Source organism: Pseudomonas wayambapalatensis, from assembly GCF_049942315.1.
GTDB lineage: Bacteria > Pseudomonadota > Gammaproteobacteria > Pseudomonadales > Pseudomonadaceae > Aquipseudomonas > Aquipseudomonas wayambapalatensis.
In genome coordinates this window covers 1-19,759 of record NZ_JBNFMU010000219.1, presented here as the reverse complement: position 1 = coordinate 19,759, position 19,759 = coordinate 1, and the positions used below count along the sequence as shown (strand labels likewise).

The following is a 19,759-nucleotide window of genomic DNA, read 5'->3' as shown; positions in this document are numbered from 1 at the left end:
AAATTACAGCCTACAGATGGGCAGGACGAACCCGAACTATAGGTCCGACGCCACTCTCACGGGCAGCATGAAACCTGTGGGAGCGGGCTGGTCCCGCGATGGAGCGCGAAGCGCTCCCACTCACGGGCAACAATAAGTTCAGAGCACCGCCTTCGGATAAGACCCCAGCACCTTCAACGCCACGGCCTCCTGGCTGATCTTCTCCAGCACTGCCTTGATCAGCGGATCGCGGTGGTGGCCGACGAAGTCGATGAAGAACACGTAGGTCCACTTGCCGCTGCGCGACGGGCGGGTCTCGATGCGGGTCAGGTCGATGCCGTTATCGTGGAATGGCACCAGCAGCTCATGCAGCGCGCCTGGCTTGTTGCTCATCGAAACGATGATCGAGGTCTTGTCGTCGCCGGTCGGCGGCACTTCCTGGTTACCGATCATCAGGAACCGCGTGGAGTTGTCCGGACGGTCTTCGATCTTCTCGGCCAGACGGGTCAAACCATACAGATTGGCTGCCATGTCACCGGCGATCGCCGCCGAATTCCACTCGCCCTTGACCCGCTTGGCCGCCTCGGCATTGCTCGAGACCGCCACGCGCTCGACGTTCGGGTAGTGCGCGTCCAGCCACTTGCGGCACTGAGCCAGCGACTGGGCGTGCGAGTAGATACGGGTGATGCTGTCGGTCTTGGTGTTCTCGCCCACCAACAGGTGGTGGTGGATGCGCAGCTCGACCTCACCACAGATCACCATGTCGTGCTCGAGGAAGCTATCCAGCGTGTGACTGACCGCGCCTTCGGTGGAGTTTTCCACCGGCACCACGCCGAAGTTGACAGCACCGGCCGCCACTTCGCGGAACACTTCATCGATGGCCGCCATCGGACGGCTGATCACCGCATGACCGAAATGCTTCATGGCCGCAGCCTGGGTGAAGGTGCCCTCGGGGCCGAGGTAGGCAATCTTCAACGGCTCTTCCAGGGCCAGGCACGACGACATGATTTCGCGGAACAGACGCGCCATCTCTTCGTTGCCCAGCGGCCCCTTGTTGCGCTCCATGACGCGCTTGAGCACCGCGGCCTCACGCTCGGGGCGGTAGAACACCGGCTTTTCGCCTTCGGCGAGCGACGCGGTCTTGACCCGCGCCACTTCTTCGGCGCAGCGAGCGCGATCGCTGATCAGCTCGAGGATTTTCTCGTCTAGGCTGTCAATGCGAACGCGCAGGGCCTTGAGTTCCTGTTCGGACATCAGCCGTGCTCCTTCTCGAATTCGGCCATGTAGGCCACCAGAGCTTCCACCGCATCCAGCCCCAGCGCGTTGTAGATCGAGGCACGCATGCCACCGACCGAACGATGACCCTTGAGATTGAGCAGGCCACGGGCGTCGGCACCGGCGAGGAATGCCTTGTCCAGGCGCTCGTCGGCGAGACGGAACGGCACGTTCATCCAAGAGCGGGCATTGTGGCTGATCGGGTTGGTGTAGAACTCGCTGGCGTCGATGAAACCGTACAGACGGTCTTTCTTCGCACGGTTGCGCTGCTCCATGGCCTCGACGCCGCCCTGCTCCTTGAGCCACTCGAACACCAGGCCCGACAGATACCAGGAGTAGGTGGCCGGGGTGTTGTACATCGAACCATTATCGGCCGAGATCTTGTAGTCGAGCATGGTCGGGCAGGTGCTGCGCGCGCGACCGAGCAGGTCTTCGCGCACAATGACCACCACCAGGCCGCTCGGGCCGATGTTCTTTTGCGCACCGGCGTAGATCAGGCCGTACTGCGACACGTCGATCGGGCGCGAGAGGATGTCGGACGACATGTCGACCACCAGCGGAACATCACCGGTTTCAGGCACCCAGTCGAACTGCAGGCCGCCGATGGTTTCGTTGGAGGCGTAGTGAACGTATGCAGCCCCTGGGGTCAGCTTCCACTCGTTCTGGCCAGGAATGGCCAGGTAATCGTAAGGCTTGGCGCTGGCAGCGACGTTGATATTGCCGAAACGGCGCCCTTCCTCGATAGCCTTCTTCGACCAGATGCCGGTCTCGATGTAGTCGGCCGTGGCGCCTTCGGGCAGCAGGTTCAGCGGGATCTCGGCGAACTGCTGGCTGGCACCACCCTGCAGGAACAGCACCTTGTAGTTCGAGGGAATGCTCAGCAGGTCACGCAGGTCTTGCTCGGCCTTTTCGGCGATCGCCACGTAGTCATCGCTGCGGTGGCTCATCTCCATCACTGACAAGCCCTTGCCGCGCCAGTCCAGCATTTCGGCCTGGGCACGCTGCAGGACAGCGTCGGGAAGCGCGGCAGGGCCTGCGCAGAAGTTAAAGGCTCGTTTGCTCACATCCACTCTCGCTCTAATAGAACAAAATCTAACCAGCTGGTTCAGCGGTAATCCTGTGGGAGCCGCGAACACCGGCGAAGCCGGTGCCATACATCGCACCGCCTGCTTCGCGGGCAAGCCGCTCCCACAGAAACCAGACGTTGCCGTCGCTAATCAGTCAAACGGGGCGACCTTGGTCGCCCCGCTCGGGTTTACGCTTGCTTATTCCTGCGGAGCCTCTTCGGCGCCTGCAGCTTCGTCATCTGGCGCATCAGCTTCGACGCCCTCCTCGTCCGTCTCGACGATATCGTCGAGCTCGCCCTCGGACGGCTCCTGGATACGCTCCAGGCCTACCAGCGTCTCGTCGCTGGCCAGCTTGATCAGCGTAACGCCCTGGGTGTTACGGCTCAGGCTGGAGACCTCACCGACCCGTGTACGCACCAGCGTACCCTGGTCGGAAATCAGCATGATCTCCTCGCCTTCCTGAACCTGGATGGCACCGATCAGCAAGCCATTGCGCCCTTTTGTGCCCATGGCAATCACACCCTGCCCGCCACGACCACGACGCGGGAACTTGGACAGCGGGGTGCGCTTGCCGAAGCCACGCTCGGAAGCGGTGAGGATCTGCGCGCCCGACTCGGGGATCAGCATGGAAATCACTTCCTGCCCCTTGCCCAGCTTCATGCCACGCACACCGCGCGCGGTACGGCCCATCTCGCGAACCACGCTCTCGGCGAAGCGAATCACCTTGCCAGCGCTGGAGAACATCATGACTTCCTTCGCGCCATCGGTGATGGCTGCGGCGATCAAGGTGTCACCTTCCTTCAGCTTGACCGCGATCAGGCCATTGGAGCGCGGACGCGCGAACTGCACCAACGGGGTCTTCTTGACGGTACCGGAAGCGGTAGCCATGAAGATGTAGGCACCGGTTGGCTCGGCAACCAGCTCCGGAGTGTCGCCGTCTTCTTCGTCGACTTCTTCCGGCTCGATCACCTCGCCCTCGAGCACCGCATCATCCGCCTCGTCGATTTCTTCGTCGAGGTCGGCGCTCTGCTGCAGGGCTTCGAGGTCGATCTGCAGCATCGCAGTGATGCGCTCGCCGTCTTCCAGCGGCAGCAGGTTGACCATCGGGCGACCACGCGCGGCGCGGGAGGCTTCAGGGATGTCGTAGGTCTTGAGCCAGTAAACCTTGCCCTTGCTGGAGAACAGCAGCAGCGTGGCGTGGCTGTTGGCAACCAGCAGGTGCTCGATGTAGTCCTCATCCTTCACGCCGGTCGCCGACTTGCCCTTGCCGCCGCGGCGCTGGGCCTGGTAAGCGGACAATGGCTGAGTCTTGGCATAACCACCATGGGAAATGGTCACCACACGCTCTTCTTCCGGGATCATGTCGCCGTAGTTGAGGTCGTGACGGGCATCGAGGATCTGGGTACGACGGGCATCGCCGTACTCGGCGCGAATCGCTTCAAGCTCTTCGCGGATCACTTCCATCAGGCGCTGGGCACTGTTGAGGATGCGGATCAGCTCGCCGATCTGCTCGAGGATCTCCTGGTACTCGGCCAGCAGCTTCTCATGCTCCAGACCGGTCAGGCGGTGCAGACGCAGGTCGAGGATGGCCTGGGCCTGTTCAGGCGACAGCCAGTACTTGCCATCACGCAGGCCATACTGCTCCGGCAGGTCTTCCGGACGGCACGAGTCGGCGCCAGCGCGCTCGACCATGACCTGCACTGCACTGGACTCCCAAGGCGTACCGACCAGGGCTTCCTTGGCTTCCGACGGCGTTGGCGAGGCCTTGATCAGGGCAATGACCGGATCGATGTTGGACAGCGCAACAGCCTGGCCTTCAAGAATGTGCCCACGCTCACGCGCCTTGCGCAGCTCGAACACGGTGCGACGGGTGACCACTTCGCGACGGTGACGAACGAAGGCCTCGAGCAGGTCTTTCAGGTTCAGCAACCGCGGACGACCGTCGATCAATGCGACAACGTTGATGCCGAACACGCTCTGCAGCTGGGTCTGCTGATAGAGGTTGTTGAGCACCACTTCAGGCACCTCGCCGCGACGCAGCTCGATGACGATGCGCATGCCGTCCTTGTCGGACTCGTCACGCAGCTCGGTGATGCCTTCGATCTTCTTCTCTTTGACCAGCTCGGCGATCTTCTCGATCAGACGCGCCTTGTTCAGCTGATACGGCAGCTCGGTCACGACGATCTGCTGACGACCACCCACCTTGTCGATGTCCTCGACCTCGGAGCGGGCGCGCATATAGATGCGGCCGCGGCCGGTGCGGTAGGCCTCGATGATGCCCTGGCGGCCGTTGATGATGCCGGCGGTCGGGAAGTCCGGGCCAGGGATGAACTGCATCAGCTCATCGACGGTGACCTCGGGGTTGTCGATCAGCGCCAGGCAACCATCGATGACTTCGCCCAGGTTGTGCGGCGGGATGTTGGTGGCCATGCCCACGGCGATGCCGCTGGAACCGTTGACCAGCAGGTTGGGGATCCTGGTCGGCATGACCGCCGGGATCTGCTCGGTGCCGTCGTAGTTGGGCACCCAGTCGACCGTTTCCTTGTGCAGGTCGGCCAGCAGCTCGTGAGCAAGCTTGGTCATGCGCACTTCGGTGTATCGCATGGCCGCAGCGTTGTCGCCGTCCACCGAACCGAAGTTGCCCTGACCGTCGACCAGCAGGTAGCGCAGCGAGAACGGCTGCGCCATGCGCACGATGGTGTCGTACACGGCAGTGTCGCCGTGCGGGTGGTATTTACCGATGACGTCACCGACCACACGGGCGGACTTCTTGTACGGCTTGTTCCAGTCGTTGCCCAGTTCGCTCATCGCGTACAGGACGCGGCGATGCACGGGCTTCAAGCCGTCACGCGCATCGGGCAGCGCTCGCCCGACAATCACGCTCATCGCGTAGTCGAGGTAGGACTGTCTCAGTTCGTCTTCGATATTGACCGGGAGGATTTCTTTGGCCAGTTCGCCCATGAGAAGCCTGATTCCTTTTTCTGGTGAAACTTCGCCATATCCATCGGTGGACGAACGAAGCTCGTCGCCGCAGCGTTCGACAGTGCGACGACATACGACAAATCAATGAGTTGTGCCCAGGATCTGCGCAATGAAGACCGCGGAAAAGAGCGGCCTTGGAAACTGTCGGATGGTATCACAAAGGGTTGGCGGGTGGGAGATAGGGCAGGATGCCGCTGAAGCGGAAAGTCCAGACCGCCATCGCCCCCACGAAAACACTCAATGCAAGCGCTTGCGGCACATCAACTGGGCGATTTTGGCGGCATCCGGTCGCTCGACAATACCCTTCTCGGTCACGATCACGTCGATCAGATCCGCAGGAGTCACATCGAAAACGGTATTGAACACCTCGACATCTGCACCGACTCGCTTCCCAGCCACTTCCAGCAGCTCGTCCGCCTCACGTTCTTCAAGAGGGATGTCATCACCGCTGGCGAGGTTGAGGTCAATGCTGGTGCTCGATGCCACCACCATGAAACGTACGCCATGGTGCATGGCCGAGACGGCCAACTGGTATGTGCCGATCTTGCTCGCCACGTCACCATTGGCCGCGATGCAGTCGGCACCGACCACAACCCAGGTGATGCCTTTGGTCTTCATCAGGTGCGCCAGCGCCGAGTCCGCACACAGCGTGACCGGTATCCCCTCATGGGACAGCTCCCAGGCCGTCAGGCGCGATCCGTGCAACCAGGGACGGGTTTCGGCGGCATAGATGCGCTCGACCATCCCTTCCAGATAAGCGGCATGGATCACCCCCAACGCCGTCCCGAAACCACCGCTGGCCAAGGCACCAGCATTGCCGTAGGTCAGCAAGGTCTGCTCGCTGCCCTGGTGACGACGGATCTGCTCGATACCGTTTTGCGCCATGGTCAGGTTGGCTTCGCGATCGCTGTCGTGGATCGCCACGGCTTCGGCTTCCATGACTGCGAGCACATCCTCGTCGGGGCGCAGCCGCTGCAGGCGCTCGCGCATGCGATTGAGCGCCCAGAACAGGTTGGCAGCTGTCGGGCGCGCCTCGGCCAGCTCGAGGAAGTCCTCTTCCAGCGCCTGCTCCCAGTCATCGTCCTCGGCCAGGCGTTGACGCAACGCAAGCACCAGCCCATAGGCAGCACTGATGCCGATGGCTGCCGCACCGCGCACCGCCATGCCGCGGATCGCCTGAACCACAGAGGCCACATCGGCGCAGGCCAGCCAGTGCTCGCGGGTCGGCAGCAGACGCTGGTCGAGCAGATGCAGGGTGCCATCACGCCACTGGATGCTGGTCACCTTCTCCGCCGCCAAAAGTCGCTCGCGCATCGCCTCTCCCCGCAATTCACTGATCAAAAGCGGACGATTATAGCGAGCCTCGGGCGCAGGCGCTCGGGTATACTGCGCGTTCCATTTAACGGAACCCGGTAGCCTGCCTATGCCTTCAGCCTCCTCGCCGCTCGACCTGCTGCTCGCACCCCGCTGGCTGGTGCCCGTGGAGCCGGCCGGCGTAGTGCTCGAAGGGCATGCCCTGGGCATCCGGGACGGGCTGATTGCCTGGATCGGCCCCCGCGAGCGGGCGCCGCAGGCACTGGAGGTGCGCGAGCTGCCCGACTGCGTGCTCACCCCAGGGCTGGTCAACGCCCACGGGCACGCCGCCATGACCCTGTTCCGCGGCCTGGCCGACGACCTGCCGCTGATGACCTGGCTGCAGGAGCACATCTGGCCGGCCGAAGGGCGCTGGGTCGACGAAGCCTTCGTGCGCGACGGCACCGACCTGGCGATCGCCGAGCAGCTCAAGGGCGGCATCACCTGCTTCGCCGACATGTACTTTTTCCCCCGCGAGGCCTGTGACCGCGTGCACCGCAGCGGCATCCGCGCCCAGGTGGCCGTGCCGTTGCTGGACTTCCCCATCCCCGGTGCGCGCAGCCCCGACGAGGCCCTGCACCTGGCCATCGAGCTGTTCGGCGACCTGCGCCATCACCCGCGCATCAGCGTCGCCCTCGGGCCCCATGCGCCGTATACGGTCAATGACCAGAACCTGGAGAAGATCCGGGTCATCGCCGACCAGCTCGACGCGCCGCTGCACATGCACATCCACGAAACCGCCGCAGAGGTCGAGCGGGCGGTGGCCGAGCACGGCGAACGCCCGCTGGCGCGCCTGGCACGCCTCGGCCTGCTGGGCCCGCGCCTGCAGGCGGTCCACATGACCCAGATCAGCGACGACGACCTGGCCCTGCTGGTAGAAAGCAACACCAGCGTGGTGCACTGCCCGGAGTCCAACCTCAAGCTGGCCAGCGGCTTCTGCCCGGTCGAACGCCTGTGGCAGGCCGGGGTCAACGTCGCCGTAGGCACCGATGGCGCCGCCAGCAACAACGACCTCGACCTGCTTGGCGAAACCCGGACCGCCGCATTGCTGGCCAAGGCCGTCGCAGGTTCGGCCACGGCCCTGGACGCCCACCGCGCCCTGCGCATGGCCACGCTCAACGGCGCACGCGCCCTGGGGCTGGAGGCCAGCATTGGCTCGCTGGAGGCGGGCAAGGCTGCGGACATCACCGCCTTCGACCTCTCGGGCCTGGCCCAGCAACCGGTGCATGACCCGGTTTCGCAACTGATCTACGCCACCGGCCGCGACTGCGTGCGCCACGTCTGGGTCGCGGGCCACCACCTGCTCGACGACGGGCGCCTGACCCAAATGGACGAAGCCGCGCTGATCGACACCGCCCGCACCTGGGGAGCGCGTATTCGCGCTGGCAAAGAATGACCGGCCGGCAGCTGCGGCTGCCGCTTGAGACACCTTTTATCGAAGTTTTCAGAGGATCTGTTCAATGAGCAACGTCGACCGCGCCGAAATCGCCAAGTTCGAGGCCTTGGCCCACCGCTGGTGGGATCGCGAGAGCGAGTTCAAGCCCCTGCACGAGATCAACCCGCTGCGGGTCAACTGGATAGACGAGCGCGCCAGCCTCGCCGGCAAGAAGGTGCTGGACGTCGGCTGCGGCGGCGGCATCCTCAGCGAGGCGATGGCCCAGCGCGGTGCTACCGTGACCGGCATCGACATGGGCGAGGCGCCACTGGCTGTGGCGCGCCTGCACCAACTGGAGTCGGGAGTCGAGGTCGAGTACCGGCAGATCACCGCCGAAGCGCTGGCAGAAGAGCTGCCTGGCCAGTTCGACGTGGTCACCTGCCTGGAAATGCTCGAACACGTGCCCGATCCTTCCTCGGTGATCCGCGCCTGCCATCGCCTGGTCAAGCCCGGCGGCCAGGTGTTCTTCTCCACCATCAACCGCAACCCCAAGGCCTATCTGCTGGCGATCATCGGCGCCGAGTACATCCTCAAGATGCTGCCGCGCGGCACCCACGACTTCAAGAAATTCATCCGGCCCTCCGAGCTCGGCGCCTGGAGCCGTGTGGCCGGCCTCGAAGTGAAGGACATCATCGGCCTCACCTACAACCCGCTGACCAAGCACTACAAGCTGGCCAGCGACGTCGATGTCAACTACATGATCCAGACCCTGCGCGAGGAATGAGCATGCGCCTGCGAGCAGTACTCTTCGACATGGACGGCACCCTGCTGGACACCGCGCCGGACTTCATCGCCATCTGCCAGGCCATGCTCGCCGAGCGCGGCCTGCCGGCCGTGGACGACCAGTTGATCCGCGGCGTGATCTCGGGCGGCGCGCGGGCGATGGTCGCCGCCACTTTCGCCATGGACCCGGACGCCGAAGGCTTCGAGGCCCTGCGCCTGGAATTTCTCGAACGTTACCAACGCGATTGCGCGGTCCACAGCAAGCTGTTCGAGGGCATGGCCGAACTGCTGGACGACATCGAGAAAGGCAACCTGCTGTGGGGTGTGGTCACCAACAAGCCGGTGCGCTTCGCCGAGCCGATCATGCAGCAGCTTGGCCTGGCCGAGCGTTCGGCGCTGCTGATCTGCCCCGATCACGTGAAGAACAGCAAACCCGACCCCGAGCCGCTGATCCTCGCCTGCAAGACGCTTGACCTGGATCCGGCCAGCGTACTGTTCGTCGGCGACGATCTGCGTGACATCGAATCCGGTCGCGATGCCGGCACCCGCACCGCCGCCGTGCGCTACGGTTATATTCATCCAGAGGACAACCCCAACAACTGGGGTGCCGACGTGGTGGTGGACCACCCGCTGGACCTGCGCAAGGTGATCGACAGTGCGTTGTGCGGCTGCTGAGTTGTAAGAGCTGGCGGCACACACAGGGATAAAAAACAGGGAAATTTCAATGTTCGACTACACCGCCCGTCCCGACCTGCTCAAGGGTCGGGTCATTCTTGTCACCGGCGCCGGGCGCGGCATCGGCGCGGCTGCCGCCAAGGCTTACGCAGCACTGGGGGCCACCGTGCTGCTGCTGGGCAAGACCGAGGCCAACCTCAACGAGGTCTACGACCAGATCGAAGCTGCCGGCCACCCACAACCGGTGGTGATTCCGTTCAACCTGGAAACCGCCCTGCCCCATCAGTACGACGAACTGGCGGTGATGGTCGAAGAGCAGTTCGGACGCCTCGACGGCCTGCTCAACAACGCGTCGATCATCGGCCCACGTACGCCGCTGGAGCAGTTGTCGGGCGACAACTTCATGCGCGTGATGCACATCAACGTCAACGCGACATTCATGCTGACCAGCACACTGCTGCCGCTGCTGAAGTTGTCCGAGGACGCCTCGGTGGTGTTCACCTCGTCGAGCGTCGGGCGCAAGGGCCGGGCCTACTGGGGCGCCTATGGCGTGTCGAAATTCGCCACCGAAGGCCTGATGCAGACCCTGGCCGACGAGCTGGAAGGCGTGGCGCCGGTGCGTGCCAACAGCATCAACCCGGGCGCCACGCGCACGGCGATGCGGGCGCTGGCCTATCCCAGCGAGAACCCGCAGGACAATCCGCTGCCCGAAGACATCATGCCGGTGTACCTGTACCTGATGGGCCCGGACAGCAGCGGCGTGAATGGACAGGCGTTCAACGCGCAGTAAAATCACAGGGACACTTCGCAGCGCTGAACAGCCTGGAAGTGTCCCTTACCCGCTACGACTCCATCTTATCCCGCTAGCGCACGAGCATTAGCCCGTTTTTTCACAGGCTGCTCACGCTGCTTTACAGGCTTGTTCAGTTCCACCTGCTCCACCGGCTTGAGCACAGGCTGCTCATGCTCACTCTCGGATCTCAGGCAACGCTCCAGGAACAGGTACATGCAGTCGTAGCTCTTGCAGATGGCCTTGCGCAGTTGCGCCTGCAATTCCTCGGAAGGGCTCTCGCCCACCAGCGTACAAATGATCTCCAGCGCCTCCCACGGGTGCGCATCGTCGTACTCGGCGTGCAGGTCCAGCCACCTCATGGCCGCCTTGGATTCCTTGTCACCCTGCTGGATGAAAGACCGCGCGTAGTCCGTCTCGGGATAGACCTTTGCCGACCACTCGCCCGTTGCCCCTTCGATCGCGTAGTTGGTCGCGGCCATCGCAATGGCCAGCGACTCGGTCGCACAGACACGCCAGCACCAATCGTTCAAGCCGTTCAGCTCGGGGGGGATATCCTGGGCCTGCAAGTCCTTCAAGCTAATGTCGTGCGCCTTGCACCATTTGACCCAATGGTCGGCATGGTTGAGCTCAACGCGGATATTGCGTATCAACCAGCGCCGCGCCATATCCTCGCCCTGGCTGCGGCCGTAGCGGGTCTTGGTGAGGTTTTGGGCCATGTACAACGAAAACTGTTCGACCACCGGCCAACCACCGACCAAGTACTGACGGATGGTCTTCTTGCTCAGTTTGCCGTCGCTCAAGCGCTGGTAGATCTCATGCTCCACCACCCTTCGCTTGCTCTCGGCACAATCCGAGATCATTTTCTGCGCCCAGTCGGGGTAGCTCTTGGGGTCCATCAATGGACCGATCCGAACGAATGCGTCAATCACTGTCAGCTCCTTGATTCCTTGTGATTTTCCGGACGACTACTACTGTCAGCGGAAGGACCCTGGCGCCCGGTGCAACAAGGGCCTTACTGCAATCCGTTGTCGCTGGAGGCTGTCACAGGTGAACACCTGCGGCCGCTCGATCAGATAACCCTGCGCGAAATCTACGCCGATCTCCTGCAGCGCCTGCTCGATCAACGGTGTTTCGACAAACTCGGCGATGGTGCGCTTACCCATGACATGGCCGATATGGTTGATCACCTCCACCATAGCCCTGTTAATGGGATCGTCGAGCATATCCTTGACGAAACTTCCGTCGATCTTCAGGAAGTCTACTGGTAAATGCTTCAAATAGGCGAATGACGACATCCCGGCGCAGAAATCGTCGAGGGAGAACTTGCAACCCAAGCTTTTCAATTCGTTGATGAAGCGAATAGCACTTCCCAAATTGGCGATTGCGCTGGTCTCGGTTATTTCGAAACAAATCATGTGCGGGGGGATCTGGAACTCGGCAAACAACCTCTGCAGGTACTCCAGGAACTTGTCATCGCCAATACTCGTACCCGACAGATTGATCGCGCACATCGCCAGCGGTCGGCTGCGACCTTCATCCAGCGCCTGGCGAATCACCAGGAACACATTGCGTACCACCCAGCGATCGAGCGCGGTCATCAGGCCATAGCGCTCGGCGGCTGGGATGAAGCTGTCAGGCAGGATGGTCCGACCGCTCTCGTCATGCAGGCGCAGGAGAATCTCGAGGTGTCCGGCGCCCATGTCTGGTTTGAGGGGGGCGATTTCCTGGGCATACAGGCAGAAGCGGTTTTCCTCGAGCGCAACGTGCAGGCGCTGGATCCAGGCCATCTCGCCAAAGCGCATCGACAACTCGCTGTCGTCGGCATGGTAGACCTGCACACGGTTGCGCCCCTTCTCCTTGGCCATGTAGCAGGCCATGTCGGCAGCGCGCAGCGAGGTCTCAAGCGTGCCGGGCGAATGGGCAATGTGTACCAGGCCAATACTCACGGTGGTGACGAAGGGCCGTCCCTTCCAGACGAAATGCAGGCTCTGCACGGTCTGGCGCAAGTGCTCGGCAATCCGCTCAGCCTGGTCGGGCGGACAGTTTTCCAGCAATACGCCGAATTCGTCACCGCCCAGCCGGGCCAGGGTGTCACCTTCACGCAGGCCTGCCTGCAGCACAGCGCAGATATGGCGCAGCAACTCATCGCCCGCGGCATGCCCGCAGGTATCGTTGACCAGCTTGAACTGGTCGAGGTCCAGGAACATCAGGGAGTGGCGTCCCGACTGACGGGCCAAGGTGTTGAGCGCCTGCTCCAGGCGATACTCGAACTCACGGCGGTTGGCAAGGCCCGTCAGGGCATCGTGGGTCGCCTGCCATGACAGGTTGGCGATGTACTGCCGCTCCTGGGTCATGTCATGCAGGGCGAGGACGATGCCGCTGATCTGACCGTCGGTGTGGATGGGCGACCCCACCAGGTTGACCGACACCGTACTGCCATCCAGGCGCTGGATCAGCCGGGCATGCTCGGCCCCGCCCTTGAGGCTGCCGCTGAGCACCTGCTCGACCAGAGTCAAGCTGTCCCGCTCGGCATTTTCATCGAGCAGGCTGAACAGCGCCGCCAGCGGCAAGCCATGGGCCTGGGAAGCCTGCCAGTGGGTCAACTGCTCCGCGGCAGGGTTCATGTAGACGATGCACCCCTCGACATCGGTGGTGATCACCGCATCGCCGATCGACTCCAGGGTGGTCTGTGCCCGCTCACGCTCTACCTGCAAAGCGCTGGCAAACGCCTGGCGCTGGGACAGCAACCTTGCAGAACGGCGCCAGGCCAGGGCGATGAGAATCAACGCCGTGAGCAGGTTGGTGACCATCAACACCCGCAGCAGCACCCGCGAGCCTTCGCCCAAGGCATCGCTGAATGCCTTGGCGGCCGGCGTCACGCCCTCGTTGATCGAGACGATACGCGCTTTCCAGTCCGCCACCTCACGCTCACTGGCCAGCCCCCGGACGAAGGCCTCACGCATCTGCTGCGCCAGGACATCCAGTTGCCGCAGGTATTCGTCACCCGTGTTCCAGTAGCCGATGGCATTCTGCATGTAACTGATCTGACGGAAGTTGCGGTAGAACCAGATGATCCGATTGACGTCGTCCGGATGGTTACCGCCCTGCAGGATCCCGCGCCGTGCGGCCTCAAGGTCCGGCACAGGCTGGTCGAGGGCCACCCGTAGCTCACGGTCGCCCTGGGGTATGGCAATGGCCTGGCGATAGCGCTGGAAGATGCGTTCGTCCTGGCTTTCGGCATACAGATTGAGGTAATAGATGGCGTCTTTCTGTGCCTTGGACCACAGGCTTTCGCCGGCCACGTACGCACGCATGGCCGAAAGCGAATAAAGACTGAGGCTGCCCAGCAGCACCTGGAAAACCACCACTGCGACGAAGGGCCAGATGATTCCCAGCAACCTTGGCGCCTCGAGAGTCCGATTTCCCTTCATGTAGTCCCTGTCTCAGAGCGGATATGGCACGAATCGACCCAGACAAGCACAGCGTAGGCCATTTGCCATAATTGCGCGGAGCTTTTTGTCGCAGCCAGTGCGCCTGTTGGCGCGCCGCGCGATCAGGACTGCTGCAGATGCCCGTACAGCTTGGCGTACAAGCCGCCTTCGGCGATCAACTGCTGGTGGCCGCCGTCTTCGGCCACATGCCCACCGTCGAACACCAGCACCCGATCGGCCTGTTTCACCGCCGACAGGCGATGGGCAATGATCAAGGTGGTACGGCCACTGAGGAAACGCGCCAAGGCCTGGTGCAGGTTGTATTCGGTGGCCGCATCGAGGGCCGAGGTGGCCTCGTCGAGGATCACCACCTTCGGCTCGGCCAGGACCATGCGGGCAATCGCCAAACGTTGACGCTGACCGCCGGACAGCCGCACCCCCGAACGCCCGACCACACTGTCCAGCCCCTGAGGCAGCGCGGCGATGGTGGCATCGAGCTGGGCAATGCGCAGCGCCTGCCAGCAGGCGTCGTCACTGCACTCGCGGCCCATGGTCAGGTTGGCGCGCACACTGTCGTTGAACAACGAGGGATGCTGCAGCACCACCGCGACATGCTCACGCAGGGTCTCCAGCCCGATCTCCTGGAGGCTGGCACCGCCAAAACGGATGGTTCCGGCCTGGGCGCTGTACAACCCCAGCAGCAGCTGTACCAGCGTGCTCTTGCCACCGCCGCTGGCTCCAACGATGGCCACCTTCTCGCCCGGTGCGATGGACAGGTCCAGGTGCTCGAGCACCGGCTCATCGGCATAGGCGAAGCGCAGGTCGCGCACCTCGATACCCACTGTCGCGTGCCCAGCGAACGGATCACAGGCGGCCGGATACTGCGGCTCGTCCTCTCGCGACAGCAATTCGTTGAGCCGACTCAGCGCACCACCGGCCGCGTAGTAGGCGTACTGCAGGTTGAGCAATTGCTCCACCGGGCCGATCATGAACCACAGGTAGCTGAACACGGCCAGCATCTGCCCGATCGACAGGTCGGAGAACAGCACGGTGAGCATCGCCGCGGCACGGAAAATGTCGATGCCGAACTGGAACAGCAGGCCGCTGGCCCGACCACTGGCGTCGCTCTTCCACTGCGAGGCCACTGCATAGTCGCGCACTTCCCGGGCACGTACTCCCAGGCGCCCGAGAAAATAGCCCTGGCGGTTACCGGCGCGGATTTCCTGGATGGCGTCGAGGGTTTCGCTCAGCGCCTGGGTGAAACGCCCGGTGCTGTCGTTCTCGAGCTTCTTCAGGTGCTTGACCCGCTTGCCCAGCTGCACGGTGAAATAGATCACCAGCGGGTTGAACAGCAGGATCAGCAGCGCCAGCTTCCAGTGCATCCAGATCAGGATCGCCGCAGTGCCGGTAAGCGTCAGCATGGCCACCAGGAAGCGGCTGAGGGTTTCGCCGACGAACTTGTCCAGGGTATCCAGGTCGGTGACCAGATGCGTGGTCACCGTGCCACTGCCCAGGCTTTCATACTCCTTGAGCGAGATTCGCTTGAGCCGCTCGATCAGGCGGATTCGCAGGCGGTACACGATATCCTTGGCCAATCCGGCGAACTGCCTGGCCTGGATCACGCCGAAGGCCAGCGAGGCCAGGCGCAGGCTGAGGGTCGCAACCAGCATCAAGCCGATGTAACCGGCCGCCACCTGCCAATCGGTCGGCAGGAACTGGTTCATCCATTTCAAGGCGGCATCGCCATGACCCAGCAGCACTTCATCGACCAGCAAGGGCAGCAGCAAGGGAATCGGCACGCTGCAGAGGGCAGCGAGCACGGCAACCAGGTTGGCGGTCCACAAGGCCTTCTTGTGGTGCAGGGCCAGGCGGCGGATTTCCGCCCAGCTCAGACGATCGTGCGCAACGGCAGGCTTCCCCGGCACAGGGTCGCTAGACCCTGGCAGATCAAGCACAGGCGGCCTGCTGCAGCCAGCGGCCCAGCAACGGCTGCAGGCGATCGAGCGACTGATAGCCGTTGGTCAGCAAGGCCAGTTGACCATTGCGCTCAGCCAGCAGGGTCGGGAAGCCGGCGATACCCAGGTCCTGAACCCAGGCAAAGTCGGCTGTCGTGGTCGTGCGGGTCTCGACACTTGCGAACGCTGCAGAAAACCGCTCGCGGTCGAAGCCTGCCTGCTCGGCCAGGTCCACCAGTTGCGGGGCGCGGGTGACATCCAGGCCCTGTTCGTAGAACGCGCCCTGGATCAGCTTGAGCAGCGCCCAACCGCGCCCGGCATCGAGTTCACGCGCCGTGACCAGGGCGCGGCAGGCCGGCTCGGTGTCATAGACGAAGCCGTCAGGCATGGCGCCTTCGAAGCGAAACGTCTGACCAGTGGCCTCGGCGACCGCCTGCCAATGCTCGAGGATGTACTTGCGCGTCGAGGTATCCAGCGCGCTGCTACCGCTGCGCAGGCCACCCACCACCAGGCGCGTCGGCACACCGGCTTCCCGCGCCTGGGCGATCAACGCCTCGGCCACGGGAGCGAAGCCCCAGCACCAGGAACACATCGGGTCCATCACATAGAGCAGGCGTGCAGTCATGCATCAGGCCTCGGCTTTGTAGTTGTAACCGATCGGGTGCGGCAAGTTGCGCGCCTTGGCCAGCTCGATCTGCTTCTGCCGGTCGATGGCGCTGCGCCGGGTCTTTTCGCTAAGAGTGTCCCAGCAGTGCGGGCAGCTCACCCCGGGCGAATAGTGCTCGGACGCACGGTCATCCGCGTTGATCGGATGGCGGCAGGCATGGCACTGGTCGTAATCGCCCTCGGACAGGTCGTGACGCACGGTGACCCGGTTGTCGAAGACGAAGCAGTCGCCGTCCCAGAGGCTTTCTTCCTGAGCCACTTCCTCGAAGTATTTCAGGACCCCGCCCTTAAGATGATAGACCTCCTCGAAGCCTTCACCGAGCATGTAGCTGGACGCTTTTTCACAGCGAATGCCGCCGGTGCAGAACATCGCGACCTTCTTGTGCTTGCTCGGGTCGAAGTTGGCCTTGATGTAGTCGGGGAACTCGCGGAAGGTCTCGGTCTTCGGATCGATGGCGCCCTTGAAGGTGCCGATCGCCACTTCATAGTCATTGCGGGTGTCGATCAGCAGCACTTCGGGGTCGCTGATCAGCGCGTTCCAGTCCTTGGGCTCGACGTAGGTGCCGACCTGCTTGTTGGGATCGACGCCCGGCACACCGAGGGTGACGATCTCTTTCTTGAGCTTGACCTTGGTGCGGTAGAACGGCTGCTCGTCGCAGTACGATTCTTTATGGTCGACATCCGCCAGGCGCGGGTCGTTGCGCAGCCAGGCCAGCAGGCCGTCGATACCTTCGCGGGTACCGGAGACCGTGCCGTTGATGCCCTCGAGGGCCAGCAGCAACGTGCCTTTGACGTCGTTTTCCAGCAGGGTCTTGAGCAATGGCTCGCGCAGGTCGAGGTAGTCTTCGAGGGTGACGAACTTGTAGAGCGCCGCCACGACGATCGGTTGGGACATGAAACAGAATCTCCTGGTGGTTGCCCTCGTAAGGGGCGGACCGGGTTTGACGAAAAGCGAGGGGGCCGCAAAAGCGGCCCCCGGATGACGCGGATTCTACCAGAACGACGGAAAGGTTTCAGTGCCCGCCGCCGGCACACACCGGCGAAGCAGGCGCCGCCCCTACCTGCGCCCATTCTTCAGGCGTGTAGGTATGAATGGCCAGGGCATGAATCTCGCCCATCAGCTCGCCCATGGTGGCGTAGACCTTCTGGTGACGCTTGACGCTGTTCAGGCCGGCGAACTGCTCGCTGACCAGCACCGCCTTGTAATGCGTCTCCTGCCCGCGACTGTGCATGTGGCTTTCGTTCAGCACCTGCAGGTGCTGATCGCCAAGCGGTGCCAGTTGCTGCTCGATGCGTTGCTGCATGCTCATCGATTCAGGCTCACTTCTTCGCCGGGGCCGCGGCCTTGCCAGCGTTCGGGTCCAGCTCTTTGGTCATGTCGTCCAGCAGCTTGTTCACCACCGGCACTGCAGGCTCCAGGCTCTGCTGGGTCAGCTGGGCCGACTGCTGGGTGACCTTGGGCATTTCGCGCAGGACTTTCTTGCCCAGCGGCGACTCGTAGAACTTGACCAGATCGTTGAGCTCCTGCTCGGTGAAGGTCGCGGTGTACAGGTTGACCATCTGCGGCTTGAGCTTCTTCCAGCCGATGGCATTGTCCAGGGCCGCGTTGGCCTTGGCCTGATAGCTGTCGAGCACGGATTTCTTCGCGGCCGGGGCCTTGGTCTGCTCGAAGCGCTGGGCGAACATCTGCTGGACCTGCATGTACACCGGGGTGCCCAGCTTGTCGGCATTGGCCAGGGTCAGGAATTTCTCGGCGGCGGCGTTGTGGCTCGGGGTGGCAGCGAGGACCTGGCCGCTGGCACAGGCCAGGGCGACAGCGGCAAAAAGGACACGGAGGCGGGTCATTGCAATTCCTTCATGAGAGGGTGAGGCGGATACCTCAGAGTAGAGCATTCTGCGCCGCAGAGGGCACTGTGCTCAAGTGACAAGACGAGCGATTGACCGCCCGGGTGGATCAGGGCCTAAACTGCGATTTCTGACTGAACAAAGGAGTGAGCGCAGCATGAGCCGTATCGAGACAGACAGCCTGGGCCCGGTCGAAGTTCCAGAGGACGCTTACTGGGGCGCACAGACCCAGCGTTCGCTGATCAACTTCGCCATCGGCAAGGAGCGCATGCCCCTGGCTGTCCTGCACGCCCTGGCGCTGGTCAAGAAAGCTGCGGCGCGGGTCAACGACCGCAACGGCGACCTGCCAGCCGACATTGCCCGACTGATCGAACAGGCCGCCGACGAAGTGCTCGACGGCAAACACGACGATCAGTTCCCGCTGGTGGTCTGGCAGACCGGTAGCGGCACCCAGAGCAACATGAACGTCAACGAGGTGATCGCCGGCCGCGCCAACGAACTGGCCGGCAAGGGCCGTGGCGGCAAACTGCCTGTACACCCGAACGATCACGTCAACCGCTCGCAGAGCTCCAACGACTGCTTCCCCACGGCCATGAGCATCGCCGCCGCCCAGGCCGTGCATGGCAAGTTGCTGCCGGCCATCGCCGAGCTCTCGTCGGGCTTGGCAGAACTGTCGGCGCGCCACTCGAACCTGGTCAAGACTGGCCGCACGCACATGATGGACGCTACGCCCATCACCTTCGGCCAGGAAGTCTCGGCCTTCGTTGCACAGCTCGACTACGCCCAGGGGGCAATCCGCGCCACCCTTCCGGCAGTCTGCGAGCTGGCCCAGGGCGGCACTGCCGTGGGCACCGGCCTCAACGCCCCGCACGGTTTTGCCGAAGCCATCGCCGCGGAGCTGGCAGCGCTGTCCGGCCTGCCGTTCGTCACCGCACCGAACAAATTCGCCGCCCTCGCCGGCCATGAGCCGCTGACCAGCCTGGCGGGCGCGCTCAAGACCCTGGCCGTGGCTCTGATGAAGATCGCCAACGACCTGCGTCTGCTGGGTTCCGGCCCGCGTGCAGGGCTTGCCGAAGTGCGCCTGCCGGCCAACGAGCCAGGCAGCTCGATCATGCCGGGCAAGGTCAACCCTACTCAATGCGAAGCGCTGTCGATGCTGGCCTGCCAGGTACTGGGCAACGATGCGGCGATCGGCTTCGCGGCCAGCCAGGGGCACCTGCAGTTGAACGTGTTCAAGCCGGTGATCATCCACAACCTGCTGCAGTCGATCGAACTGCTGGCCGATGGCTGTCGCAACTTCCAGGAGCACTGCGTGGCCGGCATCGAGCCGGACGCCGAGCAGATGGCCGCCCACCTGGAGCGCGGGCTGATGCTGGTGACGGCGCTGAACCCGCACATCGGCTACGACAAGGCGGCGGAAATCGCCAAGAAGGCCTACAGCGAGGGCAAGACCCTGCGCGAGGCAGCGCTGGAGCTCAAGTACCTGACCAACGAGCAGTTCGACCAGTGGGTACGCCCGGAAAACATGCTGGCACCTGGGGCCAAAGGCTGATCCTGGGCCGATAGTCCTTCGCGGGGAA

16 protein-coding genes are annotated in these 19,759 nt (G+C 63.3%); 5 read left to right on the top strand and 11 right to left on the bottom strand.

Annotation, left to right across the window (positions count from 1 at the left end):
• Positions 1–138: 138 nt before the first annotated feature.
• The 4 genes from pheA to mtnA form a co-directional block, all read right to left on the bottom strand.
• A complete protein-coding gene (gene pheA, locus ACPZMI_RS19710; protein WP_054893877.1) occupies positions 139–1,233 on the bottom strand; it encodes a prephenate dehydratase in 1,095 nt (364 codons plus the stop codon).
• Positions 1,233–2,318, bottom strand: a complete 1,086-nt coding sequence (gene serC / locus ACPZMI_RS19705; RefSeq protein WP_186666643.1) for a 3-phosphoserine/phosphohydroxythreonine transaminase — start codon at positions 2,316–2,318, stop codon at positions 1,233–1,235. Before serC ends, pheA begins: the two co-directional genes overlap by 1 nt.
• A 201-nt stretch (positions 2,319–2,519) precedes the next feature.
• Entirely contained in the window at positions 2,520–5,282 is a 2,763-nt protein-coding gene (gene gyrA, locus ACPZMI_RS19700) for a DNA gyrase subunit A (protein ID WP_426352877.1), read from the bottom strand.
• Between the two features lie 258 nt (positions 5,283–5,540).
• Positions 5,541–6,617: an S-methyl-5-thioribose-1-phosphate isomerase gene (mtnA, locus tag ACPZMI_RS19695; RefSeq protein WP_186711138.1), complete on the bottom strand. Its 1,077-nt coding sequence runs from the start codon at positions 6,615–6,617 to the stop codon at positions 5,541–5,543.
• Between the two features lie 109 nt (positions 6,618–6,726).
• On the opposite strand from mtnA, the gene ACPZMI_RS19690 reads away from it, so the two are divergent.
• The 4 genes from ACPZMI_RS19690 (at position 6,727) to ACPZMI_RS19675 (ending at position 10,279) form a co-directional block, all read left to right on the top strand.
• A complete protein-coding gene (locus tag ACPZMI_RS19690) occupies positions 6,727–8,052 on the top strand; it encodes a TRZ/ATZ family hydrolase (RefSeq protein ID WP_186719036.1) in 1,326 nt (441 codons plus the stop codon).
• A gap of 64 nt (positions 8,053–8,116) precedes the next feature.
• Positions 8,117–8,815, top strand: coding sequence for a bifunctional 2-polyprenyl-6-hydroxyphenol methylase/3-demethylubiquinol 3-O-methyltransferase UbiG (gene ubiG, locus ACPZMI_RS19685; protein ID WP_112898930.1), 699 nt, complete (start codon positions 8,117–8,119; stop codon positions 8,813–8,815).
• A 2-nt stretch (positions 8,816–8,817) separates the two neighbouring features.
• The gene (mupP, locus tag ACPZMI_RS19680) at positions 8,818–9,489 is read left to right on the top strand and encodes an N-acetylmuramic acid 6-phosphate phosphatase MupP (RefSeq protein ID WP_186711140.1); all 672 of its coding nucleotides are present in this window, start codon (positions 8,818–8,820) and stop codon (positions 9,487–9,489) included.
• Positions 9,490–9,538: 49 nt separating this feature from the next.
• Positions 9,539–10,279 (top strand): YciK family oxidoreductase, encoded by a 741-nt coding sequence (locus ACPZMI_RS19675; RefSeq protein WP_186666652.1) that lies wholly within the window; start codon positions 9,539–9,541, stop codon positions 10,277–10,279.
• Positions 10,280–10,344: 65 nt separating this feature from the next.
• On the opposite strand, the gene ACPZMI_RS19670 is transcribed toward ACPZMI_RS19675, so the two are convergent.
• The 7 genes from ACPZMI_RS19670 to ACPZMI_RS19640 all read right to left on the bottom strand — a co-directional run bounded on the left by ACPZMI_RS19670 (position 10,345) and on the right by ACPZMI_RS19640 (position 18,179).
• Positions 10,345–11,211 carry an iron-containing redox enzyme family protein gene (locus tag ACPZMI_RS19670; protein ID WP_426352876.1) on the bottom strand — a complete coding sequence of 289 codons (867 nt, stop codon included), beginning with the start codon at positions 11,209–11,211 and terminating at the stop codon, positions 10,345–10,347.
• Positions 11,212–11,256: 45 nt separating this feature from the next.
• Positions 11,257–13,713: an EAL domain-containing protein gene (locus ACPZMI_RS19665; RefSeq protein WP_426352875.1), complete on the bottom strand. Its 2,457-nt coding sequence runs from the start codon at positions 13,711–13,713 to the stop codon at positions 11,257–11,259.
• 122 nt (positions 13,714–13,835) lie between these two features.
• Entirely contained in the window at positions 13,836–15,668 is a 1,833-nt protein-coding gene (locus ACPZMI_RS19660) for an ABC transporter ATP-binding protein (RefSeq protein WP_426352874.1), read from the bottom strand.
• A complete protein-coding gene (locus ACPZMI_RS19655; protein ID WP_426352873.1) occupies positions 15,661–16,293 on the bottom strand; it encodes a DsbA family protein in 633 nt (210 codons plus the stop codon). Before ACPZMI_RS19655 ends, ACPZMI_RS19660 begins: the two co-directional genes overlap by 8 nt.
• Positions 16,294–16,296: 3 nt before the next feature.
• Positions 16,297–17,229 (bottom strand): oxygen-dependent tRNA uridine(34) hydroxylase TrhO, encoded by a 933-nt coding sequence (trhO, locus tag ACPZMI_RS19650; RefSeq protein ID WP_186666658.1) that lies wholly within the window; start codon positions 17,227–17,229, stop codon positions 16,297–16,299.
• Between the two features lie 118 nt (positions 17,230–17,347).
• Positions 17,348–17,644, bottom strand: a complete 297-nt coding sequence (locus ACPZMI_RS19645) for a BolA family protein (RefSeq protein WP_153772849.1) — start codon at positions 17,642–17,644, stop codon at positions 17,348–17,350.
• Between the two features lie 10 nt (positions 17,645–17,654).
• Positions 17,655–18,179, bottom strand: a complete 525-nt coding sequence (locus tag ACPZMI_RS19640) for a DUF2059 domain-containing protein (RefSeq protein ID WP_151926280.1) — start codon at positions 18,177–18,179, stop codon at positions 17,655–17,657.
• Between the two features lie 157 nt (positions 18,180–18,336).
• Here ACPZMI_RS19640 and ACPZMI_RS19635 point away from each other — a divergent pair, with 157 nt between their 5' ends.
• A complete protein-coding gene (locus tag ACPZMI_RS19635) occupies positions 18,337–19,731 on the top strand; it encodes a class II fumarate hydratase (protein ID WP_426352872.1) in 1,395 nt (464 codons plus the stop codon).
• Positions 19,732–19,759 lie beyond the last annotated feature (28 nt).